23 protein-coding genes are annotated in these 24612 nt (G+C 44.2%); 4 read left to right on the top strand and 19 right to left on the bottom strand.

Features of this window, described 5'->3' with window-relative positions; all coding sequences use genetic code 11:
• The first annotated feature begins 26 nt into the window (after positions 1 to 26).
• Both TRNA_RS31830 and TRNA_RS31835 read left to right on the top strand, forming a co-directional pair.
• Positions 27 to 284, top strand: a complete 258-nt coding sequence (locus TRNA_RS31830) for a YnfE family protein (RefSeq protein WP_011198021.1) — start codon at positions 27 to 29, stop codon at positions 282 to 284.
• A gap of 26 nt (positions 285 to 310) precedes the next feature.
• On the top strand, positions 311 to 817 hold the full coding sequence (locus tag TRNA_RS31835) for a GNAT family N-acetyltransferase (protein WP_003182341.1): 507 nt from the start codon (positions 311 to 313) through the stop codon (positions 815 to 817).
• Between the two features lie 545 nt (positions 818 to 1362).
• Here TRNA_RS31835 and TRNA_RS31840 read toward each other — a convergent pair.
• The 7 genes from TRNA_RS31840 to TRNA_RS31870 all read right to left on the bottom strand — a co-directional run bounded on the left by TRNA_RS31840 (position 1363) and on the right by TRNA_RS31870 (position 10483).
• Positions 1363 to 2499 carry a choline esterase gene (locus TRNA_RS31840; RefSeq protein WP_003182343.1) on the bottom strand — a complete coding sequence of 379 codons (1137 nt, stop codon included), beginning with the start codon at positions 2497 to 2499 and terminating at the stop codon, positions 1363 to 1365.
• Between the two features lie 722 nt (positions 2500 to 3221).
• On the bottom strand, positions 3222 to 4139 hold the full coding sequence (locus TRNA_RS31845) for an NAD(P)/FAD-dependent oxidoreductase (RefSeq protein WP_003182345.1): 918 nt from the start codon (positions 4137 to 4139) through the stop codon (positions 3222 to 3224).
• Positions 4140 to 4191: 52 nt separating this feature from the next.
• Positions 4192 to 5082 carry a class I SAM-dependent methyltransferase gene (locus TRNA_RS31850; protein ID WP_003182348.1) on the bottom strand — a complete coding sequence of 297 codons (891 nt, stop codon included), beginning with the start codon at positions 5080 to 5082 and terminating at the stop codon, positions 4192 to 4194.
• 104 nt (positions 5083 to 5186) lie between these two features.
• Complete coding sequence (locus TRNA_RS31855) at positions 5187 to 5588, bottom strand: Rrf2 family transcriptional regulator (RefSeq protein WP_011198022.1); 402 nt, start codon at positions 5586 to 5588, stop codon at positions 5187 to 5189.
• A gap of 414 nt (positions 5589 to 6002) precedes the next feature.
• Positions 6003 to 7409 (bottom strand): right-handed parallel beta-helix repeat-containing protein, encoded by a 1407-nt coding sequence (locus TRNA_RS31860; protein ID WP_003182351.1) that lies wholly within the window; start codon positions 7407 to 7409, stop codon positions 6003 to 6005.
• 137 nt (positions 7410 to 7546) lie between these two features.
• Positions 7547 to 8863 carry a branched-chain amino acid transport system II carrier protein gene (brnQ, locus tag TRNA_RS31865; protein ID WP_025804657.1) on the bottom strand — a complete coding sequence of 439 codons (1317 nt, stop codon included), beginning with the start codon at positions 8861 to 8863 and terminating at the stop codon, positions 7547 to 7549.
• Between the two features lie 561 nt (positions 8864 to 9424).
• Positions 9425 to 10483, bottom strand: a complete 1059-nt coding sequence (locus TRNA_RS31870; RefSeq protein WP_009328152.1) for an NAD(P)-dependent alcohol dehydrogenase — start codon at positions 10481 to 10483, stop codon at positions 9425 to 9427.
• A gap of 205 nt (positions 10484 to 10688) precedes the next feature.
• Between TRNA_RS31870 and TRNA_RS31875 the strand changes: the two genes are divergently transcribed.
• A complete protein-coding gene (locus TRNA_RS31875) occupies positions 10689 to 11084 on the top strand; it encodes a MerR family transcriptional regulator (RefSeq protein WP_003182359.1) in 396 nt (131 codons plus the stop codon).
• Between the two features lie 26 nt (positions 11085 to 11110).
• Here TRNA_RS31875 and TRNA_RS31880 read toward each other — a convergent pair whose 3' ends face one another.
• The 10 genes from TRNA_RS31880 to TRNA_RS31925 form a co-directional block, all read right to left on the bottom strand.
• Complete coding sequence (locus tag TRNA_RS31880) at positions 11111 to 11374, bottom strand: HPr family phosphocarrier protein (RefSeq protein ID WP_003182361.1); 264 nt, start codon at positions 11372 to 11374, stop codon at positions 11111 to 11113.
• Positions 11375 to 11571: 197 nt separating this feature from the next.
• Positions 11572 to 12609, bottom strand: coding sequence for an MBL fold metallo-hydrolase (locus tag TRNA_RS31885; protein WP_009328148.1), 1038 nt, complete (start codon positions 12607 to 12609; stop codon positions 11572 to 11574).
• Between the two features lie 217 nt (positions 12610 to 12826).
• Complete coding sequence (locus tag TRNA_RS31890; RefSeq protein ID WP_009328147.1) at positions 12827 to 13234, bottom strand: hypothetical protein; 408 nt, start codon at positions 13232 to 13234, stop codon at positions 12827 to 12829.
• A 115-nt stretch (positions 13235 to 13349) separates the two neighbouring features.
• On the bottom strand, positions 13350 to 14411 hold the full coding sequence (locus TRNA_RS31895) for an enoyl-CoA hydratase/isomerase family protein (RefSeq protein WP_003182367.1): 1062 nt from the start codon (positions 14409 to 14411) through the stop codon (positions 13350 to 13352).
• A gap of 15 nt (positions 14412 to 14426) precedes the next feature.
• Positions 14427 to 15212, bottom strand: coding sequence for an enoyl-CoA hydratase-related protein (locus TRNA_RS31900; protein ID WP_003182370.1), 786 nt, complete (start codon positions 15210 to 15212; stop codon positions 14427 to 14429).
• A gap of 82 nt (positions 15213 to 15294) precedes the next feature.
• Complete coding sequence (locus TRNA_RS31905) at positions 15295 to 16749, bottom strand: CoA-acylating methylmalonate-semialdehyde dehydrogenase (RefSeq protein WP_003182372.1); 1455 nt, start codon at positions 16747 to 16749, stop codon at positions 15295 to 15297.
• An 18-nt stretch (positions 16750 to 16767) separates the two neighbouring features.
• Positions 16768 to 17655 (bottom strand): NAD(P)-dependent oxidoreductase, encoded by an 888-nt coding sequence (locus TRNA_RS31910; RefSeq protein ID WP_003182374.1) that lies wholly within the window; start codon positions 17653 to 17655, stop codon positions 16768 to 16770.
• A 15-nt stretch (positions 17656 to 17670) separates the two neighbouring features.
• Complete coding sequence (locus TRNA_RS31915; protein ID WP_011198024.1) at positions 17671 to 19386, bottom strand: acyl-CoA dehydrogenase family protein; 1716 nt, start codon at positions 19384 to 19386, stop codon at positions 17671 to 17673.
• 457 nt (positions 19387 to 19843) lie between these two features.
• Positions 19844 to 20797, bottom strand: a complete 954-nt coding sequence (manA, locus tag TRNA_RS31920; RefSeq protein ID WP_003182379.1) for a mannose-6-phosphate isomerase, class I — start codon at positions 20795 to 20797, stop codon at positions 19844 to 19846.
• A gap of 18 nt (positions 20798 to 20815) precedes the next feature.
• Positions 20816 to 22759, bottom strand: coding sequence for a PTS fructose transporter subunit IIABC (locus TRNA_RS31925; protein WP_003182381.1), 1944 nt, complete (start codon positions 22757 to 22759; stop codon positions 20816 to 20818).
• Between the two features lie 453 nt (positions 22760 to 23212).
• Between TRNA_RS31925 and TRNA_RS31930 the strand changes: the two genes are divergently transcribed.
• Positions 23213 to 23503: a hypothetical protein gene (locus tag TRNA_RS31930; RefSeq protein ID WP_016885426.1), complete on the top strand. Its 291-nt coding sequence runs from the start codon at positions 23213 to 23215 to the stop codon at positions 23501 to 23503.
• Positions 23504 to 23981: 478 nt separating this feature from the next.
• Here TRNA_RS31930 and TRNA_RS31935 read toward each other — a convergent pair whose 3' ends face one another.
• Together TRNA_RS31935 and TRNA_RS31940 are read right to left on the bottom strand one after the other, a co-directional pair.
• Positions 23982 to 24161, bottom strand: a complete 180-nt coding sequence (locus tag TRNA_RS31935) for a hypothetical protein (RefSeq protein WP_003182385.1) — start codon at positions 24159 to 24161, stop codon at positions 23982 to 23984.
• Between the two features lie 145 nt (positions 24162 to 24306).
• Positions 24307 to 24579, bottom strand: a complete 273-nt coding sequence (locus TRNA_RS31940) for a DUF3986 family protein (RefSeq protein WP_003182387.1) — start codon at positions 24577 to 24579, stop codon at positions 24307 to 24309.
• Positions 24580 to 24612: the final 33 nt, after the last annotated feature.

Here is a 24612-nt window from a genome sequence, read left to right on the forward strand (position 1 = left end):
TTGTAAACATGAAAGGAGATGGATGTATGAATGAAACATTGCAGCAATACATGATGCTTGTCAAGGAACACTATGACACGATCAATGGACCGGATTACACAGGCAAGGAGGAAGACATTGAAAAGAGAAAGGAACAAATCGAGCTTTACGCCAAAACGCTTCAGCAAGGCTTTTCAACAGATGATGACTATGATGAATTCGCAGATGCCGTGATTAAATGCGCATACGGAGATCTGACGGTGGAAGAATTAGAAACGGTTTATCGGGAATTAACGTCTCCATAATCAATAAAATAAGGGGGAGGAGAAGCATGAAAGACATGATCATGAAGACAGACCGGCTTATTTTGCGAAAAATGAGGCGCGATGACGCCGAAAACCTGCTCGAAATCTTTTCTGACCCGATAGCAATGGAATATTATCCATCGACAAAGAATGAAAAACAGACATTGCAATGGATCGACCGGACGCTTGAAAACTATGAAAAACACGGAACCGGTCTGTGGGTTGCCGAACATAAACAAACGGGCGAATTTTTAGGCCAATGCGGCATCGTGCCACAGGAAGTCGAAGGATCGAACGAAATGGAAATCGGCTATTTGTTTAAACGGAGCGTCTGGAAAAACGGCTATGCAACCGAAGCAGCATCAGCATGCAAACAATATGGATTTGAGTCATTTCATCTGAAAAAAATCGTATCTTTACCTGATGCGCAAAATCTGCCGTCCAGAAAAGTAGCCGAACGAATCGGCATGACTTTAGAAAAAACAATACATAAATGGGGAAAAGAAATTGCCGTATATTCAGTGTATCGCTAAATTTTTATTCTGTCTCACTAACTTGAGTATACTTTGAGATTGAGACAGAATTTCTTTTTAATCCTTAACTTCCGAGAATATATATTATGTAAACTAGAAAGAAATGAAGGTTAGGATTATACAATGTTCCTCCTGTACGACGGTTCTTTGACATAACCCATTCTTCTCAAACTCCTTCTCCTTTAACTTATAAAAATTGATCTCTTCTTGTGATCATCTTTGTACAAAAGAATTGTAATTTTGAAGGGAATAAACACTTCTTTGCTTGCATATTCATTTAGTTTTAATTGGGCGCGATTCTCCCTATCAAATCAAAACTCATCTCAATATCTATATGTCAATATAGTATAAATTCATTTGGTATGATCTGTTCTAGAATCCAGCCAATTTCTAACATCTTCAACGGTGAAAACACCGCTTATCATCTCAAATAGAAAACAATGCCTGAAATATGAGAGAGCCGATAACCGCGTAATAGGGTTATCGGCTTTGTGTCTGTACGGCTAACTCTTTGACATGCGTTTATCAGCAACCTCTCGGTTATGTCACTTGTTGCTGGTCTTCTTGATCAAGTCCACGCCATCGTATGCCAGACTTTCCACACTTGCAGCCTTCAGCAGTATGTAATGATCAAAAAAGTTCTTCGTATAGTCTGTAACAAGATTTCGCATCTCCATAGCATCCCGTTCACCTCTGAGTTCCTCATTAACACTGGTAAACACGATGTCGCAGTAATCTAAATGCGCAACACGATCAACAGAGAAATAATAGGTTTCCATGCTATTGTTAGCGCCAATTATCGCATTCATGTTATAGTTAGGTTCACAAAACAGTAGCAAGAAGGGTTTCTTAAGGTCGCTGTCGAGAAGGCCGAACGCACCGCTATCCAAGCCAATCCCGCAGGCGAACCGGTCGTCGTCCCGGCAAACAATCGCCGTCGTAGGCCCTCCATAAGAATGTCCGACTATGCCCATGCCGATGTCAAGCAACAATCTGCCCTTAAAGATGGAATTCAGTTCTCCAGAGTCCAGTTTGTAAAGATAATCGGCTACATACCTTACATCTTCTGCCTGTAACTCACTATACTCTGTTAACTTGGCAAGTATCGGCAGTGTAAGCACGTTATGGCACATCTCAATGGCAGTTTCATCGTCAGGCCGCATCTCCATCTTACCAGCCAACGCCAGCATCTCCGGATCTTCAGAAAACGCCATAATGACATCCGAAAAATCCTTTGATACATTAAACAGGCGCCCATCTTTACGCTTATACATCGTGCTATTCTGATGGCCGATGCTTACCACAACATATCCCATGCTTGCCAAGTCTGTACAGATCACTGTACCCCATTCTGGAGAACCGCCCCCGCCGCAAACATAGAATAATACCGGATAGCGCTTTTCCTTCCCGGAGAGAGCAAGGTCGTCGTAACACTGGGTCTTGATATCTATAGAGAAAACATCCTTCAACGCAGTGACAAGTGGCTGCTCATTAAACATCTCGTAGACTTCAGGAAACATGTACGTTGATGTAGTCTTACCTTCGCTACTGTCGGACGGATAGTACACAAACGCCGTCAGTTCTCTTTTTGAGTGATCTGATGCCGTGTACTCAAAATCCATCTGGGTTCGACCGACAGTATAGCCGCCAATTGGTTCTGGAAATGCGTCATAAGTTTTCATTTTCTTATTCCCCCTTAATTAATAAAAGTGGCGAATGTGAAATACATACATTGCGCTATAAGCGCTTTTCAAAACTGTGAAACTATTACATCCTATCTTCAGTGAATCATATCTACTCCTTGGCTTTCTTGAGATCGCTAACAATTTCAGATATATGATTCCCAATAATTATTTCCAAACTTGCTGCTTCTTTTAATGTTAATGGGTGAATATATGTGCACACCTCTTTTAACAAGATTTTTCTATAAAATTTCGACAAGGTTCTACAATACCCTTCTATGAATATTCATAATATCTCAGTAATAGTGCATCAGTCGTTCAGAATGGATCCAGTTTTACTTTCCCAAATAATAATGGATCCACTTTTACTTTCTGTAAAGAGAACATAAGAGTGGATCCATTAAATGATAAAATACTTATTTGACTAGTGTTTACAACGCATAAAATGGATCTATGTTTACTTCCTTGTACAACAGAAGTGTATTACCGAAAATAAAAAAACCCCATTAAATTAGGGTTTTTTTGAACATATGACACCAAGTTTTTCAACGAACTGTTAATCGATAACTTTAGTTTATTGTTCACAGAACGGTTTATCAAATGACGAATAAAAAAACAGCTACCAGGCATTTCACCTCTACATATGTCAACATACACCCCTATTTTCTTCTGACTTAAAGTATGGCTCTTTTAATTTTGGACATTTGAGTATCAGAAAGTTTTCATCCGTTTTGCTCCCAAGCCTCCAAATTCAGTTCATTGTTTATGGCCGCGGCGGCCATAGCACCCATCGAGGCGGCGACAACGGCTTGATGCAATTTCGTAGCTGCATCGCCTGCACTATAGATGCCCGGTATATTCGTTTTCCCAAAGTTATCAACGACGACCGTTCCCGATTCTGTGATGTCGCATCCTATGGCTCGCGGTAAATCCGATCCTGTCACAAGTTCCGTTTTAAAAAAGATTCCCTTACATGGAATTGTCGTCCCGTCTTCGAGAACGACTTGTTGCACGATCCCGTCGTCTGAGTCGATGCATCGAATCGGCGCTTCGAATACAGGGACGCGATGCCTGCTGAGCTCCTCGCACTGCTCGTCCGTCAGTTGATGGGGGCCGTTCGTGCAAATCGTAAAACGGTTCGTCCATCCTGATATGAGAGAAGCGAAGTGAATGGCCTCGTCCCCCTTGGTAATGATCACTAGAGGCTTATCCCTTAATTCCCAGCCATCACAGTACGGGCAGACGAAGGCGCTCTTCCCATAAACCTCTGCCAGCCCTGGAATATCTAGCGGCTGATCCTTCATTCCGACGGCAAACAGCACTTTCTTGCTTGCAAAAGTGTTTCCTTGCGCAGTTGTCATTTGAAAATGACCGCCGGTTTTTGTAATCGACACAGCTTTATCCGCTATAAAAGACACGGAGGGATATGCACTGATCTGTTCCTTTGCAATTTGCCGAAATTCACTTGGGCTTATTCCGTCACGGGTAAGAAATCCGTGAGCTTTGCGAGTAACGGCGTTGCGTGGCCGGCCTGCATCGATCACCGCCACATTTTTCCTCGCACGCCCAAGAACAAGGGCGGCATTCAACCCTGCTGGACCTCCCCCAATAATCGCTACATCGAGAAGTTGTTTTTTCATGTATTTAAGAACCTCCATAGATCTTTAATATCTATAATTAATTGCTGTGTCGTCATGAATTCATGTACATGTTCTGATTCTGTAATCGGATCAGAACTTTTCCAAAACGGCCGCCCTGTCGGATTTCCACCTTGTCGTTTGGATAAGTCCGTTCCAAATAAGCGGCGGTGATTTTCCGGTTGCGATCGTCCGCAGGCAAACCAAACATTCTCAACATGTCCATAACCTCATTGAGCGCCGTTTCCCTGGATACCTCCCTCGTTTTCATTTCCCGGGTTACGAGTGATTCATAGGTATAACCTTTTAGAAACAATAAATGGAGCAAATAGGCCATCTCCGAATGTTCATTTTTAAGGGGCTGATCTGAAACCAGCGGCCAAATCTCATTCAGAAGACTGTGCTCCCGAGAGCCGGCTGACAGACTGATATAGCAAAACTGCCGTGCGCAGCTCAGCACCCTCTTTACGCTCTCCCAATCAGCAATAGCCGGGCACATGGAGACAAATACAAAATCAAAAGCATTTCCCCATCCCTTTGCTTGGATATCTATGTCTTCGAAAGGCTCAGCTACAATCTTAACCTTCCCGTTTGTTATTCCTGTTATATTTTCTTTCATCAGCTCGACTAAAGGAAGACTAGGCTCCACGGCGGTAACTTCGGCCCCTCTCTCTGCAAATGGCACTGTAAATCCGCCCGAGGCTGCTCCAATATCTAAAATAGAGGTATCTTTAAATGTCACCCCCTGCCCTTCCAGCCATTTCATAATCCGTTTTGTCCTTTTCCTCCCTTCTTCGTTAAACGCTTGCTCATTGAATGACTTTGCTCTAAGGTCAAAATGGTGTACTTTATCCATTCCGGCTTTTTTCATTTTGTTAACCGCTGTCTGCTGATCTTCCTTCCAAGCTTCTTCCCAAACGGTTTCTTTAAAAAATTCGTTTATCAAGATCCATAACTCCTTTCATTTTTTGCTGTAAAATCAATGATTAAGGCTTAACAGACTTTAAAGACACTTTATATCTTTGATAGTCTTAAAAAAATAACTGCGGTTCACAACTCAACAGTTATTTTTTTGGCAAGGTCAGATATTTTTTGTTGTCTCAAATAATTCTCCATTTCATCTTCTGCAGATACCATCACCTTCTGAATCACACATTCTGATCCATGGTTCAAGTTGCAATCGAACAAGGAGGCTGTACCTTCAATTGCGTGAATAATATCAAGAAACGAAATGTCTTCCCAATTCCGCTTTAGCCTATATCCGCCATTGGCGCCTGAAGCGGATTCAATCATTCCCGCCTTGGCCAGCTTCGTTAAAATTTTCGATAAATACGTGGGCGATACCTCTTGCCGTTCTGCCAACTGCTGTACACCGACAAATGTATTTGGGGCGCCTGCTGCAAGAAAGAGCATAGTGTGAAGGGCATAGTTCGTTGCTTTCGAATACTTCATAGCGCAGTTTTTCACCTCAATCATAGACTTTACTTATCCATGATAGCTTTTATATTTAGGCAATGTCAAGTTTTTCATACTTTTTTCCACACTTCTGCAGGATCAAAAGGAAAGAAACAACCGAAGCCCGATCTACGTACAACATTCATAAAAGGGAACTCCAGATTTTCAGGTAGCTGAAAAGGCTATCACATGAAACAATGATTCGGGGTCAACTAGTGAGAAAAAATCTTCTCTTGTTTGACATTAAAGAAATTAGTGAACGGGTATCTTTCTAACATTCATCCGCTCTTTTGGCTGTATTCAGAAGGCAATCCATAGATTAATTTTGCAGTTTAAAAATCCCCAAAGCTACGCTGTGAAAGCAGCTTTGGGGTATGGGGAATTCTTTTAGCATGTTCGGTGTTTCGCACTTTACTCAATCACAGACCAAGCCGGTGAATCAGGATCTAATGTAAAGTCATGAGATGACTCGTCGCGATACATCGGATCGGCATAAATCGAGTCTTGATCTTGATTTGTTGCGTTTTGATACGGCGAAAACGAGTCGTATTCATTCTGTTTCCAAATCCATAGTCCGTCTTTGCCGGATTCCTTGTGGTACACGTTATGATTCACTTTATTTCCTTCATTTTTCGTAAAATCGTTTGCGATAAATATTCGCGAATCGCTTGCTGTTATGATGTTTTTTTCGATTGTATTGTTTTTTGTATCATACTGGAGCAAAAGCTGTCCGCCATCCAGCCCCTTTGTATCATTGCGGTAAATAATATTGTGTGCAATGACAGAATGGCTGGTGCCTCCCCGCTTTTGGTCGTATCCGCCGATAGAAATGCCCGTATACGCATTCTCATACACTTTGTTGTCGGTTATTTGAATATCATCAGCATATTTCCCTTTATGTTCAGACGTTGCTTCAATTCCGATATCGTTGCCGTAGACCGTATTTTCCTTAATGTCAATGCTTTGTCCTCCGTCAACATATATTCCGCCCGCAGAATAGTCATCACCATAGGCAGGATTTCCGTAAGTGGAGTTATCGTAAACCGTGTTGTTTTCTACGATACCGTTTCGCACAAAATCGTTTTGAGCGGCCGTTCCTTCATATCCGATCAGATCAATTCCGATGTTGTTATTGTCGCGAACCACATTGCCTCTCACCGTGAAACCGTCAATGTTTCCGTTCAGCACAACCGCTTCACTCGCTCCGAGTGTCAGCTTTTCAACCGTATTGTCCTCGATCTTAATGTCTTTCATGCTGCCGGAGCCATAAACGGCAATCCCGTGGGCATTGCCATCATCCGCTGTTGTTTTTATATCCCGGACGTGATTGTTTTTGATGGTAATATGACTGCTGGAGCCTGACACATAAATTCCCATGGCTGTTGCTTCTTCTGATGAAACGGAAAGGTCTTGAATCGTCAGTCCGCTGATTGTGATGTACTGTTGATTGTGAATCTGAATGAGCGGTGTTTCATATTCCGCGTCCTTAACAGATTCTCCGCTGATGACGACTTTTTCATTCTCATAGTTTTGAAATGTGATAGGCTTTTCAGCCGACCCGCTCTCTCTCACATCAAGCGTTTCATGATACGTGCCTTCCCGAATCATGACAGTTGTGCCGGGGACAGCCTTTTTTGCTGCCTGTTTCAGAGTTCGAAACGGCTTTTCTTTCGTTCCTTCATTTTGATCATTTCCATCGGGGGAAACATACAAGCTGTTAGCCGGTTCTGCTTCTTTTGCTCCGGTCTTATCGTAAGCAAAAGCGATGATAACAGAAACTAAAATACACGCTGATAAAATAAAATACCATTTTCTCATACTCAGCACTCTTTTCTTTTCAAAATGGATAAACTAACACCATTATAGAATATCCATTTATGGAAAACCATCGCAAACATTTGAAAGAAAAAGGCAACCCTGGGATCATAGGGTTGCCTTCATATTTATGAGTTTATTCAGCACTTCCGGAGTCTATGAATGAGATAGCCGCCTATTCCTCCTAAAATCGCCGGAAGCACCCATCCTAATCCGATGTCATACATCGGGAGAAACTGATTGAAAAATTGATTAATAGCTGCAATTTTGAGTCCGGCAGCATTCAGGCCGTCAAACAGGCTGATGATAAAGGTCAATATCAGACTGCCTTGATACACTTCCCTCTTCCCTTTAAATAAAGGATGTAAAAATGTTAAGAATATTAAAGAAATCGCAATGGGATACAAAGTTGTTAAAACCGGCATTGAAACGTTAATCAGCTGTGTTAATCCTATATTTGCTACAAGGGTGCTGAACATTGACAGAATGACAGCAATTTTTTTATAGGAGATGTTTGGAAACAAGCCGTGGAAAAACGAAGAGCATGCTGTGATGAGTCCCACACTTGTTGTCAGACATGCTACAGTTATCATTAAGCCCAAAAAAACGGAACCATATGGTCCGAAATAATAGGATGAAACCTTTGCCAAAACCTCGGCTCCATTTTCTAAAAGACCCAGTTTTTCAACGCTGGAAGCCCCCATATATGAAAGCGCTGAATAGATCAGAGCCAAGAGCGCCGCTGCAATCGCCGTCGATTTTGCACAAACGATTATGAGCTGTTTTTTGGAGGCCGCTCCCTTCTCTTTCATGGCGTTCACAATGATGATTCCAAATACAAAAGCGACAAGGGCATCAAGAGTAAAGTAACCTTCTTTGAATCCTTTAAAAAATACGTGTGATGCATATCCTTCAGACGGAGCTTGAAAGCTTCCGATTGGATGAATAATAGCCGTAACAACGAGCAATCCGATAAATGTTAATTTAATAGGAGTTAGAAATTTTCCGATTACATCGATAATTTTAGTTGGATTCAGGGACAGCAAGCATGCCACAGTGAAAAATAATACGGTAAATATGATTAAGGCAACAGGGCCCGCATCATTTGATAAAAAAGGTTTAACCCCTATTTCAAACGACACATTGCCGGATCTGGGAATCGCAAAAAAAGGGCCGATTGCTAAATAGAGAACCGTTGTAAATACAATGCCGAACAACGGATGCACACGACTGGCCAGAGACTGCAAATCATTTTTTCCTGAAAAAACGAATGCCGTAATGGCGAGCAATGGCAATCCGACTCCGGTCACCAAGAATCCTGCATTGGCTGTCCATACATTCTCTCCGGCCATCTGACCCAGCATAGGCGGGAAAATGAGATTTCCTGCACCGAAAAATAATGCGAATAGCATTAATCCTATGATTAGGATAAATGAAAAAGGAATTTTTTTTGCCATCATGAGTCCTCCGATTCGGGTTAAGCTATTAGTGCGTTTTTAGTAGTCAGCAGTGTAGCGCGATAAAAATTTTCAAAATAAATGTCCTGAATTATCAGTAAATATTAAATAAAAGTACTATCCTACTATAGTAGCTGTTGCTCGTATTGTCAAAGGTTTAGTCTGTATAAAAATTACGTCGCACTCCTCCTTTGGAATTGATTTGAAAGTTTGTTACATAATGTAAAAATAACGATGGAAAGTAAATTCTCTTTTTGGGAGGTTGTGAAATGCCATTAGGGCCTGCAATCATTTCGGTATTAATAGGATTCGGGGATCGTATATGTCATTATGAGAGCGGTAAGGAAATCTAATTGATGGCAGGACGCCTCGGCCCCGATCCCTTGTCGCATAAACCAAGGCCGCCAATCCCTGTTCGGCTCTCTGCTCGTTATAGAACAAGGAGATATATAGAATGGTATCTTCATTCGCTCGGCTGAAATTGCCGGGTCATGCGGGGCAAAAGCTAAGAAAAGCGGCCAGTCAAATAAAATGACTGGCCTATCTGTTATTATATATGATTTACAAAGTAGAGACATCAATCACGAATCGATAACGCACATCGCTTTTGAGGACGCGCTCATATGCTTCATCTACTTGGTCAGCTCCGATGACCTCAATTTGCGGAGCCAAGCCGTGTTCAGCAGCGAAATCAAGCATCTCTTGTGTCTCCCGAATGCCGCCGACAAGCGAACCTGCAATGCTGCGGCGGCCCATGATTAAGGAAAACACACTGTACTGATCCCGTTCTGCCGGCGCGCCGACGTTAACAAGTGTTCCATCGGCGCGAAGAAGCGATAAGTATGCATCAACGTCCAGATTGGCGGACACCGTGTTTAAAATAAGATCAAAGCGTCCGGCCAGCTCAGTGAATACTGCAGGGTCGCCAGTTGCAAAGTAATGATCTGCGCCAAAACGCAAGGCTTCTTCCTGTTTATTCAAAGAGCGGCTTAAGACCGTTACTTCTGCCCCCATGGCATGCGCAAATTGGATGGCGACGTGGCCGAGTCCCCCCATTCCCACAACGGCAACTTTCTTGCCGGGGCCTGCGTTCCAATGCTTCAAAGGAGAGTACGTGGTGATGCCTGCGCACAAGAGCGGGCTTGCAACATCCAAGTTCAGGCTGTCCGGAATGCGGACAACAAAATCTTCTTTAACCACGATGTATTGGCTGTAACCGCCATATGTCGGATTTCCATCGTAGTCTAAACAGTTATACGTTTGGATCACGCCTTTCGTACAAAATTGCTCCTCTCCGCTCTGGCAGTATTCACATTCGCCGCAAGAGTCAACGAAGCAGCCGACCCCCACGCGGTCGCCGACAGCAAATTTTTTAACACTTGTCCCAACTGCTTTGACGATGCCGGCGATTTCATGTCCCGGAACCATTGGGAAGATTCCGCCTCCCCATTCATCGTACGCGCTATGGATATCCGAATGGCAAATGCCGCTGTACTTAATATCGATTAAAACGTCATTCGGTTGTAATTCCCTTCTTTCAATTGTGGTCTGTTCAAATTTCGCCTTGGCTCTCGGAGCACTCAGTACACGGGTTGAGATGGTTTTATGCAGATTACACATCCATATCGATCCTTTCTTACGTTATATTACGCCAATTCATAGAGAAGAGGTGCAAGTTAAGGTTAAACCTTAAAGTTCGCTTTAAGGCAAGAGGTTTTTCTGAAATCTTCTTCGGCTTGCGTTAAAGTCCACTTTAAGGTCTATAATCATTGTGTGTTGTGACACATCCAATTAGAATTTTGATGAATATGATGGAGGTTTCAAAATGGGGTATTCTATAAAAGAAGTTGCTGAAAAAGTAGGTTTGCCTACACATACACTCCGATATTATGAAAAAGAAGGTCTTCTGCCTTTTATTAAAAGAGACGCAAATGGAAACCGCATTTTTGAAGAAAAAGACTTGTCATGGTTGGAGCTTGTGATATGCTTGCGGAAAACTGACATTGCGCTTTCGGAATTACGGGAAATCGTCAATTTAACAAAAGAAGGAGATTGGACCATCTCGAAGCGCAAACAAATACTTGAAAAACATAAAGAAAAAATGCTTGAAAAGCAAAGAGTCCTGGAACGCGCCTTTTTAAAAATCGATGAGAAAATCATGTACTATGATGGATTAGAAAAAAAGAATCAGGCAATGTCCTTGAAAGCGGATGAAAAGTAATTTGATAAGTGCCGGCGCGCTTTCAATTATGGCACTACATTCAAAAGAAATTTTTCCAAAGTCTCCTTTGCGGCTTGCTCATCCGTACCATAGACCATTAACGTGATCTCATCCCCTTCTTGCACTCCTAATTGAAGGATTTCCATCAGATCTTTCCCGTTTGCTGTCTGCCCGTTTTTAGCGAGTACGATTTCACTTTTGAATGAAATCGCTTTGCGGACAAATAGGGTCGTATGCCTGGCCTGAAGCCCCCGGGGGAGCCGAACTGTTGATTTTGTTACTAACACCATAACTCTCTCCTTGCTTCTTTTTCGATTAAGGCTACGAAATTCTTTTCTAAGCTGCATCTACAGAATAATCGTTAAAGCCCACTTTAACGCAAGGGATTTTGTGAAATTTGCTGAGAAAAAGCCGTCTCCGGCCTGCGCTGGAAACGGCTTTTTTCTTAATTTAAAAAGGATGCTTTATATACAGATAAACGACCTGCTTATATATCCCACCAAAAGGTTTCGGGAAGCGAGTATTGGCTGTTCAATGCGCGTTCAATCGGCTCTTTCCAGCCGTGGTATGCGAGGGTAAAGGCTCCCCAATGAATCAACATCATGTTCTTTCCTTTTACATCTTTATGGGCTTGTACAGATTGTTCGGGTGTCATATGAATCCCGGACCAGCGTCTGTCATATTGGCCGCCTTCCATTAATGTGATATCGAAAGGGCCGTATTTTTTGCCGATTTCCTTAAAGTGTTCATCATATCCCCCGTCACCGCTCGTATAAAAACGCGTATGTTTTCCGAGGATGACCCAGCCGCCCCACAGGGTCGTGTTTCGATTCAATAATCCTCTGCCTGAAAAGTGTTTGGACGGTGTCAGGGCTATTGTCAAACCTTGAAACTCCGTTTCATCCCACCAATTGAGTTCGGTGATTTTTTCTTTCTCAATTCCCCACCGGATCAAGTGTGCGCTGATTCCGTAAGGAACGAAGAAATGACCGGCCTTTTCCTTCAGCTTTAAGATGGATGGATAATCTAAGTGATCATAATGGTCATGTGTAATCAAGACGGCGTCAATCGGCGGCATATCATTGACCGTATGCAGGATGTCTTCGCTGTAGCGTCTGCTTCCGATGAATGATACGGGTGAAGCAATTGGACCCAGCATAGGGTCTACGAGTATTTTTTTGCGGTCGATGCTCAGTAAAAAAGCGGAATGTCCAAACCATGTTAAGCTGTCTTCGTTACTTTTAACGATGTTCCAATCAATCTCAGAAACAGGGATTTGATCGGAAGGATTGCGCTCCTTGCCGCCGGAAACAGCGTCTCTCATCATTGAGAAAACTCCGGATATTCCGCCCATATCCATCTTTTCTTGTGTTTGATTAAGAAATTTGCCATCGGCATAATTGTCAAAGCTTTGATACAGCTTTTTTTGTTCCTTGCTTGGATTTCCTCCAAACACAGGATGTAAATTGATGAACAATAAAACAGCCGCAGCTAAGATGATGATAAAAATGAATAAAAACATCATGGTTTTTTTCCTTGTTCCTTCCTTTTCAGGATGATATCTTGCTTCTTCTTATTCTACCGATTATAGCTGCTTCGTCGCCAGTATAATGAATAAAATGTAAGAACCCTCCGAATTTGGAGAGTTCTTTTTAATAGTGCCGCGTAAAACGGCTATTGTGTAAATGCTCAGCCGGCGATTCCAGACCACCGCCATAGCCTTCTCAGGCAGGATGCAGCAATTATTTATTTTGCACTAATAAAAATGTGTATTTGGTGCCCTCCGGCTTGTTTTTCCAATAAATCGTTACCTCCGCATCTCCCTTTTGGCGTCCTTCGTAGTCTACCGAGTTCATGCTCGGATTAGCATATGCATGGAGAATAAAGGGGTCATCGACCGCAACCTCTAAATCTTCGTCCGAAAATTCAATTTGAGGACCTCCATTTATACTGCCGCAATAGAAATGCGCACGGCCGGAACCGCCAATGCCAACTGTTTCGTCGTATACGGTGAAGATGTGAGTTGAGCATTCGCTTGGTTTAATAGTACCAACTGATGCAGCATTTGCAGAAACGGCATGAAAGGACAGAATCGTCGCAAGGGCAATGGCTAGTGACAAGAAATACTTGCTTAATTTTCCGATGTTCATGTTGTCAACCTCTAACCAAATATTGTCAGTATACATATTCTCCATATCGAAATATATACCTCTATAATAAGGTTCTTACAAAAAAAGAGCTGACGCTAATGGTCAGCTCCCGCTTTTAAAACCGGACAGATTCAGAGGGTTGGAAAAACCGGTCCACCGCTTCATCGGTTACATCTGAAACGTTCCGGTACTTGTAGTTCGGTGATTGATCACGGTCGATCAGGACGGACCTGACGCCTTCGAAGAAATCATTGTGCTTCAAAAAGTTCTTTGCCAGCACCAGATCCGTGGCAAAGCATTCTTCCAGTGTTTTTTGACGTCCGTCCGCCAGCTGTTTCAATGTGATTTTTAATGAAAATGGCGATTTGGAAAGCATTGTTTTTTTCACATTCGAGCTAAAGGTGCTTCCCTCGCTTTCGAGCGATTGAAGGATCTCTTCCAGCTTATCATACTTAAAATGACGGTCAATCGCTTGCTGATCACGGGCGAGCGTGCTCTCCTGGGAGGGCTCCGTTTTCGATTCGCGGATCAGCTGATCGAGCTTTTCTTCAACGCTTGCAAGGCGCCAATCGGTTTGTTCCACTGCTTGAAGCAATCGTTCTAAAGCGCCGCTCTCCATGTAGGCGTCTGCCCCATTGATATACAGCACGTCGGCTGCATGGATGACAGACGCCGTTAATCCAAGATACCGCCCTAAGCGGCCCGGGGCTTTGTTTAAAAAATAGGCTGCCCCGACATCCGGAAAGAAGCCGATATTCATTTCGGGCATCGCCCATTTTGTCCTCTCCGTGACGATCCGGTGGCTGGCCCCGTACGTCAGGCCGACGCCTCCCCCCATGACGATCCCGTCCAAGCAGGCGATGATCGGTTTCGAAAATCGATGGACTGCCATATCGACTTCGTACTCTGTTTCAAAAAAGCGCTCGGCATCTTGCAGGGCCTGTTTTGACGAACGAGCTTCATAGAGTGCCTTAATATCCCCTCCGGCACATAGTCCTTTTGGTCCTGCACCTTTGATGACCACGATAGAAACGTTTTGATCTGTCTCCCACTCGTTTAACTTTTCACCAATCAGACGGACCATGTCGTATGTGAGTGAGTTGAGCGCTTTCGGGCGATTCAGAACAATCGCTGCGGCGCCGTTTTGATTGACGGAAAACAGCACGTCATCGGACATCTTGATCCACTCCTTTTATGAATGATGAAAGTTTGGTTTGCGCTTTTCGACAAATGCGTGAATTCCTTCTTTGGCATCTGAAGTGACAAACAGCTCGGCGAATCTGTTTCGCTCCCTCTCCAGTGCTTGTTCCATGCTTTCGCTGGCGCCCTGTACGACACATTCGACGGCGCGCCTCACGCTGGTCATGCTTTTTCCTTCGATAAAAGACGACGCGACAGCAGCTGCCGTCTTCATCAGTTCCTCTCCCTTTACAGCCATCTGTGCAATTTTCAGCTCTACCGCCTCTTGAGCTGAAAGCGATCGGCCCGTCAGGATAAGGTCGAGTGCTGTCGCTGTGTCCGTTATGTTGCGAAGCCGCTGTGTACCACCAAATGCAGGAATCAAGCCGAGCTTTAATTCGGGAAGACCGACTGTTGCATCGTCTGATACGATTCTGAAGTGGCAGCTCATCGCGAGTTCCAGGCCTCCGCCAAGAGCCGGTCCGTTTATCGCCGCAATGACGGGTTTTTTGGAAGCTTCGATTTCATCGCAGAGCGCCTGGCCCCCTTGTGCGAGCGCCAATCCTTGTTTTTGGTCCCCAAGTTTTGAAACGAATTCTTTTATATCCGCTCCCGCCACAAAAAAGCGGCCTTCTCCAGTAATGATGATTGCTTTTGTCTCCTCGTCGCGGGCCAATTCCCGAAAAAGAGAGCGCAATTCGGCGATACAGGAAGAAGAAAGTGTATTTGCCGGCGGATTGTTCAACGTCACGGTTGTGATGCCATGTTCTGTTTTAAGTGTGGCATATTTCAAGTTCAATATTGATCCCTCCCTGATTAAATAAAAAAGGCCCCTCTGAAAAAAAATCAGTTGTGCATGAGAGGGAGCCTTATGTTAAGGATTAGAACCAGCGTTCGGTGACGACCTTTTTACGCGTGTAAAACTGGACGCCGTCCTTTCCGTTTGTCCCAAGATCTCCATAGAAAGAGGCTTTGTTCCCTGCGAAGGAGAAGAACGCCATCGGAGCCGGGACGTTGACATTGACGCCGATCATTCCGGCATCGATTTTGTCGCGGAACTGCTGGGCGCTTTTCCCGCTCGATGTGTAGATGACAGCGCCGTTGGCAAACTTGGATTGATTGGCGAGCTCGATCCCCTCGTCAAGATCTTGTACACGGACGACGCTCAAGACCGGTGCAAAGATTTCGTCCTGCCAGATTTTCATCTCTGGTGTCACATGATCGAAAATCGTGGCTCCCACAAAGTATCCTTCTCGAACATCCGGATTGCGTCCGTCTACGGCGAGTGCGGCCCCTTCTTTTATACCGCTGTCGATATAGTCAAGGACGCGTTGTTTATGGACTTCGCGGATCAGCGGGCCGACAAAGTGATCCTCGGATCTGCCGTCTCCTGTCTTCAGCTTCCGTGTTTCAGAGACGAGCATTTCCATGAAGTCATCGGCGATGTCATCAACGACCGCCGCAACGGAGCAGGCCATACAGCGTTCCCCGCTGCTGCCGAATGCCGCACCGATGATGCCTTGAACAGTCTTTTCAAGATGGCAATCCGGCATAACAATCGCATGGTTTTTAGCGCCGGCCAGCGCCTGAACGCGTTTCCCGTTGGCTGTGCCCGTTTGATACACATATTTTGCGACCGGTTCTGAACCAACGAAGGAGACGGCTTTAATATCATCGTTCTCCAATATTCCGTTTACAACATCCTTTCCTCCATGGACGAGGTTTAACACACCTTTTGGAAACCCGGCTTCATAGAACAGCTCAACAAGCTTCCCGGCAAGAATAGGAGTCCGTTCCGAAGGTTTCAGGACGAACGTGTTTCCGCAGGCGATGGCGAGCGGAAACATCCACAGGGGAACCATCATTGGAAAGTTAAACGGCGTAATGCCGGCGACGACTCCCAAAGGATAGCGCCAAATCGATCCGTCGATGCCCCCGGCTATCGCGGGCAGGGATTCTCCCATCATTAAAGTAGGTGTGGCTGTCGCAAGCTCAACAACTTCGATTCCCCGCTGCACTTCGCCGCGGGCGTCTTTTAACGTTTTGCCGTTTTCCGTCGTAATAATGTCTGCCAATTGTTCTTTTTGCTCCTGGAGAAGCTGTAAATACTTGTATAAAAGCCTTGCCCGATTGGGGACGGGCACAAGCGACCAGGTCTGATAAGCGTGCTTGGCAGCCTGCACGGCACGATCTACATCCGCTCTCACAGATAGAGGCGCATAAGCGATGACGTTTCCGTTTGCAGGATTGACGACTTCTTCCGATTCCGCACCTAGAGAATTGACCCATTCCCCGTCGATATGGTTCATCATTTTTTTTGCATTGGTTGTGATCATTTGATTTCTCACCTCTCCTTACTGATAAGTTGTCTTCTGTTCGCTTATTTTTTTGTATAAAACAGACATATCTTTTTCCCCGTATCCGTTCTGATCGGCTTCTTCGTAAATGCCGAAGAGAATCTTGCTCACCGGCAGTTCAACGTTGTTCTTCTCAGCCAAATCCAATGCAAAGCCAAGGTCTTTCAGCAGCAGCTTCAAAGAAAAGCCAGGTTTATAGTTTTCATCCGCTATGAAACTTTTATAGTTGCGCTCATAGATCCGGCTCTGCCCATAGCTGACGTTCAGCATCTCAAACAATTGGTCGAGGTCGAGATTGCTGTTTTTGGCAAGGTGCAAGGCTTCACTGACGCCGGCTGTATAAAAACCGATTAAGAGGTTGTTGATCAGCTTTGTATTCGTTCCGCTGTCGATGTTTTCGTTCACATGAAAAATATTCTCGCCCAATGCATTGAAAACAGGCAACGCTTTATCAAAAACGGACTTCGGACCCCCGACCATAAAGGTCAGCGTCCGGTTGACCGCCCCGATCACACCGCCGCTGACCGGCGCCGCAAGAAAATCGATACCTTTGCTTTTCGCTTCCTCCGCAATTCGGATATTCAGTTCAGGAGCGACCGTGCTTGTATCGATCAGGAGGACGCCCGGTTCAGCCAGGTGTACGAGCCCTTTTTTTCCCAGAAAAACCTCCTCTGCAGCGTTTGAGGAAGGAAGGCTTGTGAGGATGGCGTCACACTCTTCAACCATTTTTTCAACTGAAATCCCGATCGTTCCTCCTGCATGATGCAAGGCCAATTCAGCTTCTTTGTTAAGGTCCATTCCATAAACCGTAAAGTTCTCCTGAAGCAGATTCTTCGACATTGGCAGACCCATATTGCCCAAACCGATAAATCCGATTTTTTTCAAACAGTTTCCCTCCGATCACACCGTATATTTTTCATGAGCGGCTATTTTTTCTGCGATTTCGCGTTTTTGAGTAAACAGATTGCTGAAAAGAGGCAAAGAAACGCTGCGAGCCTCTTCAAATGCGAGTTTTCTTTCGGCTTCATCAGATGCTATGCTTGATAAGGCGGTCACCGCCATCTCTTCGATTCTGCGGTAGCCTTCTTCACAAATGACATTCGTCATCATTTCTTTCAACCGTGCTTTTTCACCACCGTATATTTGCCTAGCTTTTTCGGTTCGGCGGGCGGCGGATTCCATCACATAGATTTCTTTTTTCATGTCGGCGAGAAGCCGTGCGTATTCCTGATCTTCTTGAGTGTTCACGCGAGAGCGGATAAGCGCTTTCAGTGTCTTGCCGAAAAGCCTGTTGGACAGCTGAATAAATCGCCGGTTTCGATTTCCCTCGCTGCCTAGTTGAGCTTCCGGCTCTGAGATGCCGTTTTGCTGCACTTCTTTCATGAGCAGTTTGGCGATCGTTAAGCGGTTTATTTCATTTGTCCCCTCGAAAATCCGGCTGATCCTCGCGTCCCGGTACAATCGTTCGACTTCGTACTCCTGCATGTATCCGTAGCCGCCATGAATCTGCACCGCTTCGTCTGCGATCCGGCCGAGGATTTCGGAGCAGTAAACTTTATTGATCGCACATTCGGATGCATAGTTTGTGAGTTTTCTCAGTCTATCGTCTAATGGGAGAGCCGAATCTAAAACATTGTCCAAGCAATCTGCCGTTCTGTAAGCAGCGCTTTCCGCGCCGAAAATCGAGACCGCCATGTCGGCAATCTTTTCTTGAATCATTGAAAAACCGATGATCGGCTTGTTAAATTGCTTTCGCTGTTTGGCGTAGCTAACAGCAAGGTTCAATGCTTGTTTTGCCGTTCCAATGTTCGAAAACGCGAGCTTTAAGCGGGCCATGTTTAAAATGTTCAAAGCGACGTGATGACCTTTCCCGATATGACCTAGAACATTGTCGCTTGGCACCTCGACTTCCTCCAAGATTAAGGTTGCTGTCGAAGACCCTTTGATTCCCATCTTCTTCTCTTCAGGTCCGATGGAAACACCTTTAAACGAGCGTTCGACGATAAATGCTGTCATGCCTTCCGCCGTTTTTGCAAAGACAACATATACATCAGCTACTTGCGCGTTCGTAATCCACTGCTTTTCCCCATTTAAAATCCAGGCTGTCCCTTCCCTATTCAAGACGGCTGTCGTTTTTGCGTTTAAAGCATCCGATCCTGCGCCCGGCTCTGTCAGAGCATATGCTCCGATCCATTCGCCCGATGCCAGTTTTGGAAGGTATTTTTGTTTTTGTTCCTCTGTTCCATAATAAATATACGGCAGTGTCCCGACTCCCGCATGAATATTAAAGGAGACGCTGAACGATCCGCCGGCTCCCATTTTCTCTGCCACCAACCCGGAAAGCTTCTTGCTGAGTGAAAGGCCGCCGCAATCCTCCGGAACTTCGATACTGAGCAAACCGAGCTCTCCTGCTTTTTGAAACAATTTTTTCACGCTTTCGTGATCCTGCTGATCAATCGATTCAAGAAGGGGCATGACTTCGTTTTTGACAAATGATTCTGTCGTTTTTGAAATCAGTCGATCTTCCTCTGTGAAATCTTCCGGTGTAAATCCTTCAGCAGCCGATTCGTGTTGAGAAATCAAGGGTTCATTCCATCGAAGTTTTGCTTTCCCCATTGCTTACCTCCTCGCTTCCGCTAAAAAGAGTGATAAACCGAGATAAAAAGACGATGAATCCGCTTACATTTTTGCTGATACGAATCATCGTCTCCTTTTCTCATCCAGATAAGGACCAACCAATTATGAAGGGCACGGTTGTTTCGGTCATTTAGCAGGCTTTTCTTGCCAGACGCCGGAACATAGGACCGCCTTTTTGTTTCATGAAGCAGCTGTTCCGCGAAAAGTCCCGGGCAGTGCAGCTGATGAAAGATATGAAGCTTTTAATATCAGCTTATCAAATAATTGGAAGATTTCCAAATGTTTTTTTGGTTTACTCTATTTTACTTGTGAAAGCTTGGGAATATGCATTGTCAGCCCTCTGTGAACACGTCTTGGCAAGTCGAGATTATTTTTTTTGCAAAAATAAAACAGACCATAGTTTTATGGTCTGTTCAGAAAGGGCGCCGCTGATCGTTTATTCAATTGATAAGCTTGAGACGATACATTCCGCATGGCCGGCGAGCGTAAATTCTCCAAAGCCCCAGGGCAGCAGCATGTGATCTCCTTTTTTAAATGAAAAGTTATGGCCGCCAGATGCGATGCGCCCTTCCCCTTCTATGACGCTGGCAAGAAGAAACGGTTTATCCTGTTTGAAACAGGCCGATCCTTTTACATCCCATTTTTCTACTGAGAAATAAGGACAATCAATCAGTGCGGCAGTCTTGACGTCGCCCGATGTTTCGTATTGAACGGTTTCGCGATCAGGGGAAGACGGAACGTCGATCACTTCTATGCTTTTTTGCAAATGGAGCTCGCGCAGGTTTCCTTCAGCGTCTTTTCTGTCATAATCATATAGTCTGTAGGTTGTGTCAGAATTCTGCTGCGTCTCCAAAATCAAAATGCCTTTTCCGATCGCATGGACGGTTCCGCTCGGCACATAGAAGAAATCTCCCGGCTTCACTTTGACGCGGCGCAAAAGCTCATTCCATTTTCCGTTTTCGATCATTGAGACCAGTTCTTCCCGCGTCTTGGCATGGTGGCCGTAAATGATCTCCGCATCTTCCTTGCAATCAATGATATACCAGCATTCCGTCTTTCCAAGCTCCCCGTTTTCGTGCAGCTTTGCATATTCATCATTTGGATGCACTTGTACGGATAGGTCTTGGTCGGCGTCCAAAATTTTTGTCAAAAGAGGAAAGCGGTCTCCCTTTATATGTCCGAATAAATGACGGTGTTCATCCCATAATTCGCTTAATGTGAGCCCTTTATACAAGCCGTTTTTCACGACGCTTTGTCCATTTTGATGTGCGGCGAAAGCCCAGCACTCCCCTGTTTGTTCGGATGGAATGTCATAGCCGAAAGAGGCTAAAGCCGTTCCGCCCCATATTCTTTCTTTAAAAACAGGCTCGAAAAATAACGGTTCAGTCATGACGGGCGTCCTCCTTTTTTAGATGATTTCATCCAGAAGTTTGTATGCTTCTTCTTTTGTTTGGGCAGAGAGAAGCTTGTCCCGGTAGGTGTCATCCATCAGTTTTCTGGAGAGCATTTGCAGAAGCTTCAGATGCTCGTTTCCTCCGCTTTCTTTCGGGACGGCGATCATAAAAATCAGTTTGGCGTCAGTTCCGTCAAGACTCCTCCAGTCTACGCCCGAACGTTTAATGCCGAATGCTACACTCGGCTTCTTGACGGCATCAGACTTCCCGTGCGGGATCGCGATATTCATACCGATCGCCGTTGTACCCTCAAGTTCGCGATTGATGATAGCTTGTTTAAATTCGCTTTCTGAATGCAGTACGCCTTTCCGGGACAATTTTTGGATCATTTCATCAATAATGTCGTCTCTCGTATCTCCTGACAAATGAGGTTCGATCAAATCTGTATCGATGATGTCTGTGAGCTTTGTAATTTCCGGCTTTTCGATTTTTTTGCTTTCCGCTTCGATTTCGATGTTCGGTTGGGGAATGTCGTTCCCTGCAGCAGCTTCACTTATCCCTGCGGGTGCAGCTGTGACCTCTTTTTTGAGCACATTGACCAAAAGAGAGGTAACCAGGGATCCGGCAATAACAGCGATAAAGAACATCAACACATGATCGACAGCGCCAAGCACCGCTACGATCGGTCCGCCGTGGGCGACTCTGTCCCCTACATTACCGATCATGGCGATCACGGAACCTGTCATTGAACCCGCCATAATACTTGGTATGACGCGGAGCGGATCCTGTGCAGCAAACGGGATGGCGCCTTCAGTAATGCCGAATAATCCCATTGTAAATGCTGCTTTTCCCATTTCTCTTTCTTGCGCCTGAAATTTTCTTTTCCCTAAAAACGTTGCGATTCCAAGCCCGATCGGAGGAATACAAATGGCGACGGCGATCGGTCCCATAATTTCATAGTTGCCTTCACCGATCATGGCCGAGCCAAACAAGAATGCCACTTTATTGACGGGGCCGCCCATATCAAATGAGATCATCGCCCCTAAAATTAATGCCAGCAGAATCGAGCTTGAGCCCTGCATACCAGCCAGCCAAACCGTCAATGATTCAAAGATTTGCGCGACAGGCGCGCCGATCAGCAATACGAACGCCAAGCCTACAATGAGCGAGGAAACCACCGGTATGACGATGATCGGCATGATCGGCTGTATGGCTTTTGGCACTTTTAATTTTTTGATGGCCAGCGCCGCATATCCGGCTAGAAAGCCCGCGATAATGCCGCCGAGGAACCCTGCACCGCTCCCGCTGCCGTAAAAGCTTCCCGTCGCTGCGATGTATCCGCCGATCATTCCCGGCACAAGCCCCGGTTTATCGGCGATACTGTAGGCGATGTAACCGGCTAAAATCGGGATCATGAATGAGAATGAGGCTGCCCCGATTTGCTCAATCGTTTTCCAAAAAGAATCATCAGGGATCACTAACCCTTTCGGCGTCTTTTCGCCTCCAAGCGTCAATGCGACCGCAATCAATAATCCGCCGACGACAATGAAAGGAACCATAAACGATACACCGTTCATTAAATGCCTGTAAATCGGATTTTGCTTTTTCTCCGTTTGAGCGGAGGCTTCCGTTTTCACAGCCGAACGATAGACAGGTATATCGCCGCCGATCGCTTTTTGTATTAATTCTTCCGGTTTTCGGATGCCTTCCTGAACACCGACAGCCAGAAGTTTTTTTCCGATAAAACGGTCTTTGTTGACCGAGCGGTCTGCGGCTATAATAATCGCGTCAGCCTCGCGGATTTCCTGCTCGGTCAGCTCATTTTCCACCCCGATGCCGCCTTGTGTTTCGACTTTCATTTGAACGCCCATTCGATCGGCCGCTTTTTGCAAATTTTCCGCAGCCATATACGTATGGGCAATGCCGTTTGGACATGATGTAATCGCTAACAGTTTCATGCGAATCCTCCTTCTGAAACTAAAGTAGTGAGCAGCTCTTGTCATTACTTTATAATAAAAACGTGCGTGTAAAAGCGTTGTTTTTTACCGCAGGCTCCGGAAAAATCGGTTTTTTTAAAGCAGGACTGCAGTGAGCGGCGACTTGTAAAAACATATGGGACTGAATTTGAAAAAAATGTGCCGTATTGCAATAGGGAGCTGAAATTTGTCGAGGGGGTGTAAACATAGGACATCCTCTTTATGAAGGTTATTTTGATGAGGGTATTCGAAGAAAACCCCAGTGAAAAGAAAATATCTGATGGTATTGATGAAATGGGGATGCTTCTTTAAAAAATATCTCATTCCTAGTGCCCGAAAGCTCTGATTATGATTTAATAAAAAATTAAGAAAGGTATGATATCAATGATGAGATTACTTATTAGTTTTATATTCGGGGCTTTAGGGGCAGTTATAATGTATAACATAAAATCAAACTTTTCTTTCCCTGTGACAACAATTGTTTTAGTGGTTTTTGTGGCTGCTTGTTTGCATTTTGACCTGGTTAAACGTAAAAAGAGCAAAGATCAGAATGATAAAAAGTATGAGTTTATATGGTGGATCGCAACAATTCTCATGGTTCTAGTGATGACTCTTAATACCGTCTTTGTAAAAATTGACCCTAAGTATAATATCATCGTTGTATTGATTCACATTTTGTTTATGGTGATTATTAAGAGTAGATGGAAGAAAGCTAAGACAGACTAAGCAGATGGGCGGCCTGCTTTTTTCGTACCATCTCGGCAGACTCTTTTTCCGGTGTCCGCAATGTTTTTCACCTTCAAATTCAAAATAAAAAGACATCCATCAGGACACCTTTTCTTTCTCTTTTTCAGCTTTTGCTTGTTATACAGAAACTAGACAAAAAAAGTAACAATTTCTATGCTCTTCATCAACCAGTATTCAGCTCGTTTCATTGTGAAAAATTAATCATCCTATTGGAGAAATAAAAAAGTGTCCAAACCTGTTGAATTAGAAAGAAATCTACTCCTCACTAATTCATGGCTCTGGACAAATATTTCAAAAGATTATAAAGGACGCCGAAATAGACGATATATTCGTTGATGCTGAAACAGATTTCATCATTTCTTTTTATAATACAGAATAATTATTTAATCGTTCCTCTAACTCATGAATCCTTCTTTCAAGCTCAGAGAACTTCTTGTCGTTGTATCTATGATCACGTTCAATGTTTCTTATTGATTAGTTTAAGCATGGATATGACTTTTTCAGGATCGTTTTCCTCTATGCGTGTTAATGTTTTGTTGATTGTATCTAACCGCTCGTTTACGCTTTTGAAGTCTTCTTTCATTTCCTTTTGCATTTCGTAGATCGCTTGCAAAACTTGATTATCCAATTCGTCCATCCCTTTCTATTGATTATATCATCATCCTAATGATTGTGTTTCATTTTTTGGAATGCTCCTTTCCCTATTGCTAATGTGTTTATTCTTTCTCAACGGTCTACTTGCACTATAAAACTCCACTTCTTTTTCAGTGGGGAGCTATAAATTAGAGATCTTTATATAACTCATGTTTAATCCAAAGTTCGAAGTATTGAGTAGCCTCATTAATCTTTAAATCTTTGCTTGTTATTGAAAGTATATTGCAACCGAATGGATCGATTTTTGAAAAACTCAAAGGTGGCTCATCTATCCCATGATCCTGAAAGTTAAAATACACGTCCCACACATCGATATCTAGGCGTTTTAATCCTACCGCTTCAAGATCTAATCCCTTTTTATTGTAACTAATATGTAGATGTTGTGCTTCATCATAATTCATTAGGAAACCCTACCTTTAGAAAAAGATATGATG

Origin of the sequence: Bacillus licheniformis DSM 13 = ATCC 14580 (assembly GCF_000011645.1) — a bacterium.
GTDB lineage: Bacteria > Bacillota > Bacilli > Bacillales > Bacillaceae > Bacillus > Bacillus licheniformis.

Bases quoted from the DNA above. Each gene is read 5' to 3' on its own strand.
- TRNA_RS31870 (WP_009328152.1), bottom strand. From the start codon at position 10,483: ATGTGTAATCTGCATAAAACCATCTCAACCCGTGTACTGAGTGCTCCG.
- TRNA_RS31915 (WP_011198024.1), bottom strand. From the start codon at position 19,386: ATGGGGAAAGCAAAACTTCGATGGAATGAACCCTTGATTTCTCAACAC.
- manA (WP_003182379.1), bottom strand. From the start codon at position 20,797: ATGACTGAACCGTTATTTTTCGAGCCTGTTTTTAAAGAAAGAATATGG.
- TRNA_RS31905 (WP_003182372.1), bottom strand. From the start codon at position 16,749: ATGATCACAACCAATGCAAAAAAAATGATGAACCATATCGACGGGGAA.
- TRNA_RS31845 (WP_003182345.1), bottom strand. From the start codon at position 4,139: ATGAAAAAACAACTTCTCGATGTAGCGATTATTGGGGGAGGTCCAGCA.
- TRNA_RS31930 (WP_016885426.1), top strand. From the start codon at position 23,213: ATGTATAACATAAAATCAAACTTTTCTTTCCCTGTGACAACAATTGTT.
- TRNA_RS31940 (WP_003182387.1), bottom strand. From the start codon at position 24,579: ATGAATTATGATGAAGCACAACATCTACATATTAGTTACAATAAAAAG.
- TRNA_RS31830 (WP_011198021.1), top strand. From the start codon at position 27: ATGAATGAAACATTGCAGCAATACATGATGCTTGTCAAGGAACACTAT.
- TRNA_RS31895 (WP_003182367.1), bottom strand. From the start codon at position 14,411: ATGTCCGATGACGTGCTGTTTTCCGTCAATCAAAACGGCGCCGCAGCG.
- brnQ (WP_025804657.1), bottom strand. From the start codon at position 8,863: ATGGCAAAAAAAATTCCTTTTTCATTTATCCTAATCATAGGATTAATG.
- TRNA_RS31875 (WP_003182359.1), top strand. From the start codon at position 10,689: ATGGGGTATTCTATAAAAGAAGTTGCTGAAAAAGTAGGTTTGCCTACA.
- TRNA_RS31860 (WP_003182351.1), bottom strand. From the start codon at position 7,409: ATGAGAAAATGGTATTTTATTTTATCAGCGTGTATTTTAGTTTCTGTT.
- TRNA_RS31835 (WP_003182341.1), top strand. From the start codon at position 311: ATGAAAGACATGATCATGAAGACAGACCGGCTTATTTTGCGAAAAATG.
- TRNA_RS31840 (WP_003182343.1), bottom strand. From the start codon at position 2,499: ATGAAAACTTATGACGCATTTCCAGAACCAATTGGCGGCTATACTGTC.
- TRNA_RS31925 (WP_003182381.1), bottom strand. From the start codon at position 22,759: ATGAAACTGTTAGCGATTACATCATGTCCAAACGGCATTGCCCATACG.
- TRNA_RS31855 (WP_011198022.1), bottom strand. From the start codon at position 5,588: ATGAAGTATTCGAAAGCAACGAACTATGCCCTTCACACTATGCTCTTT.
- TRNA_RS31890 (WP_009328147.1), bottom strand. From the start codon at position 13,234: ATGAACATCGGAAAATTAAGCAAGTATTTCTTGTCACTAGCCATTGCC.
- TRNA_RS31880 (WP_003182361.1), bottom strand. From the start codon at position 11,374: ATGGTGTTAGTAACAAAATCAACAGTTCGGCTCCCCCGGGGGCTTCAG.
- TRNA_RS31885 (WP_009328148.1), bottom strand. From the start codon at position 12,609: ATGATGTTTTTATTCATTTTTATCATCATCTTAGCTGCGGCTGTTTTA.
- TRNA_RS31935 (WP_003182385.1), bottom strand. From the start codon at position 24,161: ATGGACGAATTGGATAATCAAGTTTTGCAAGCGATCTACGAAATGCAA.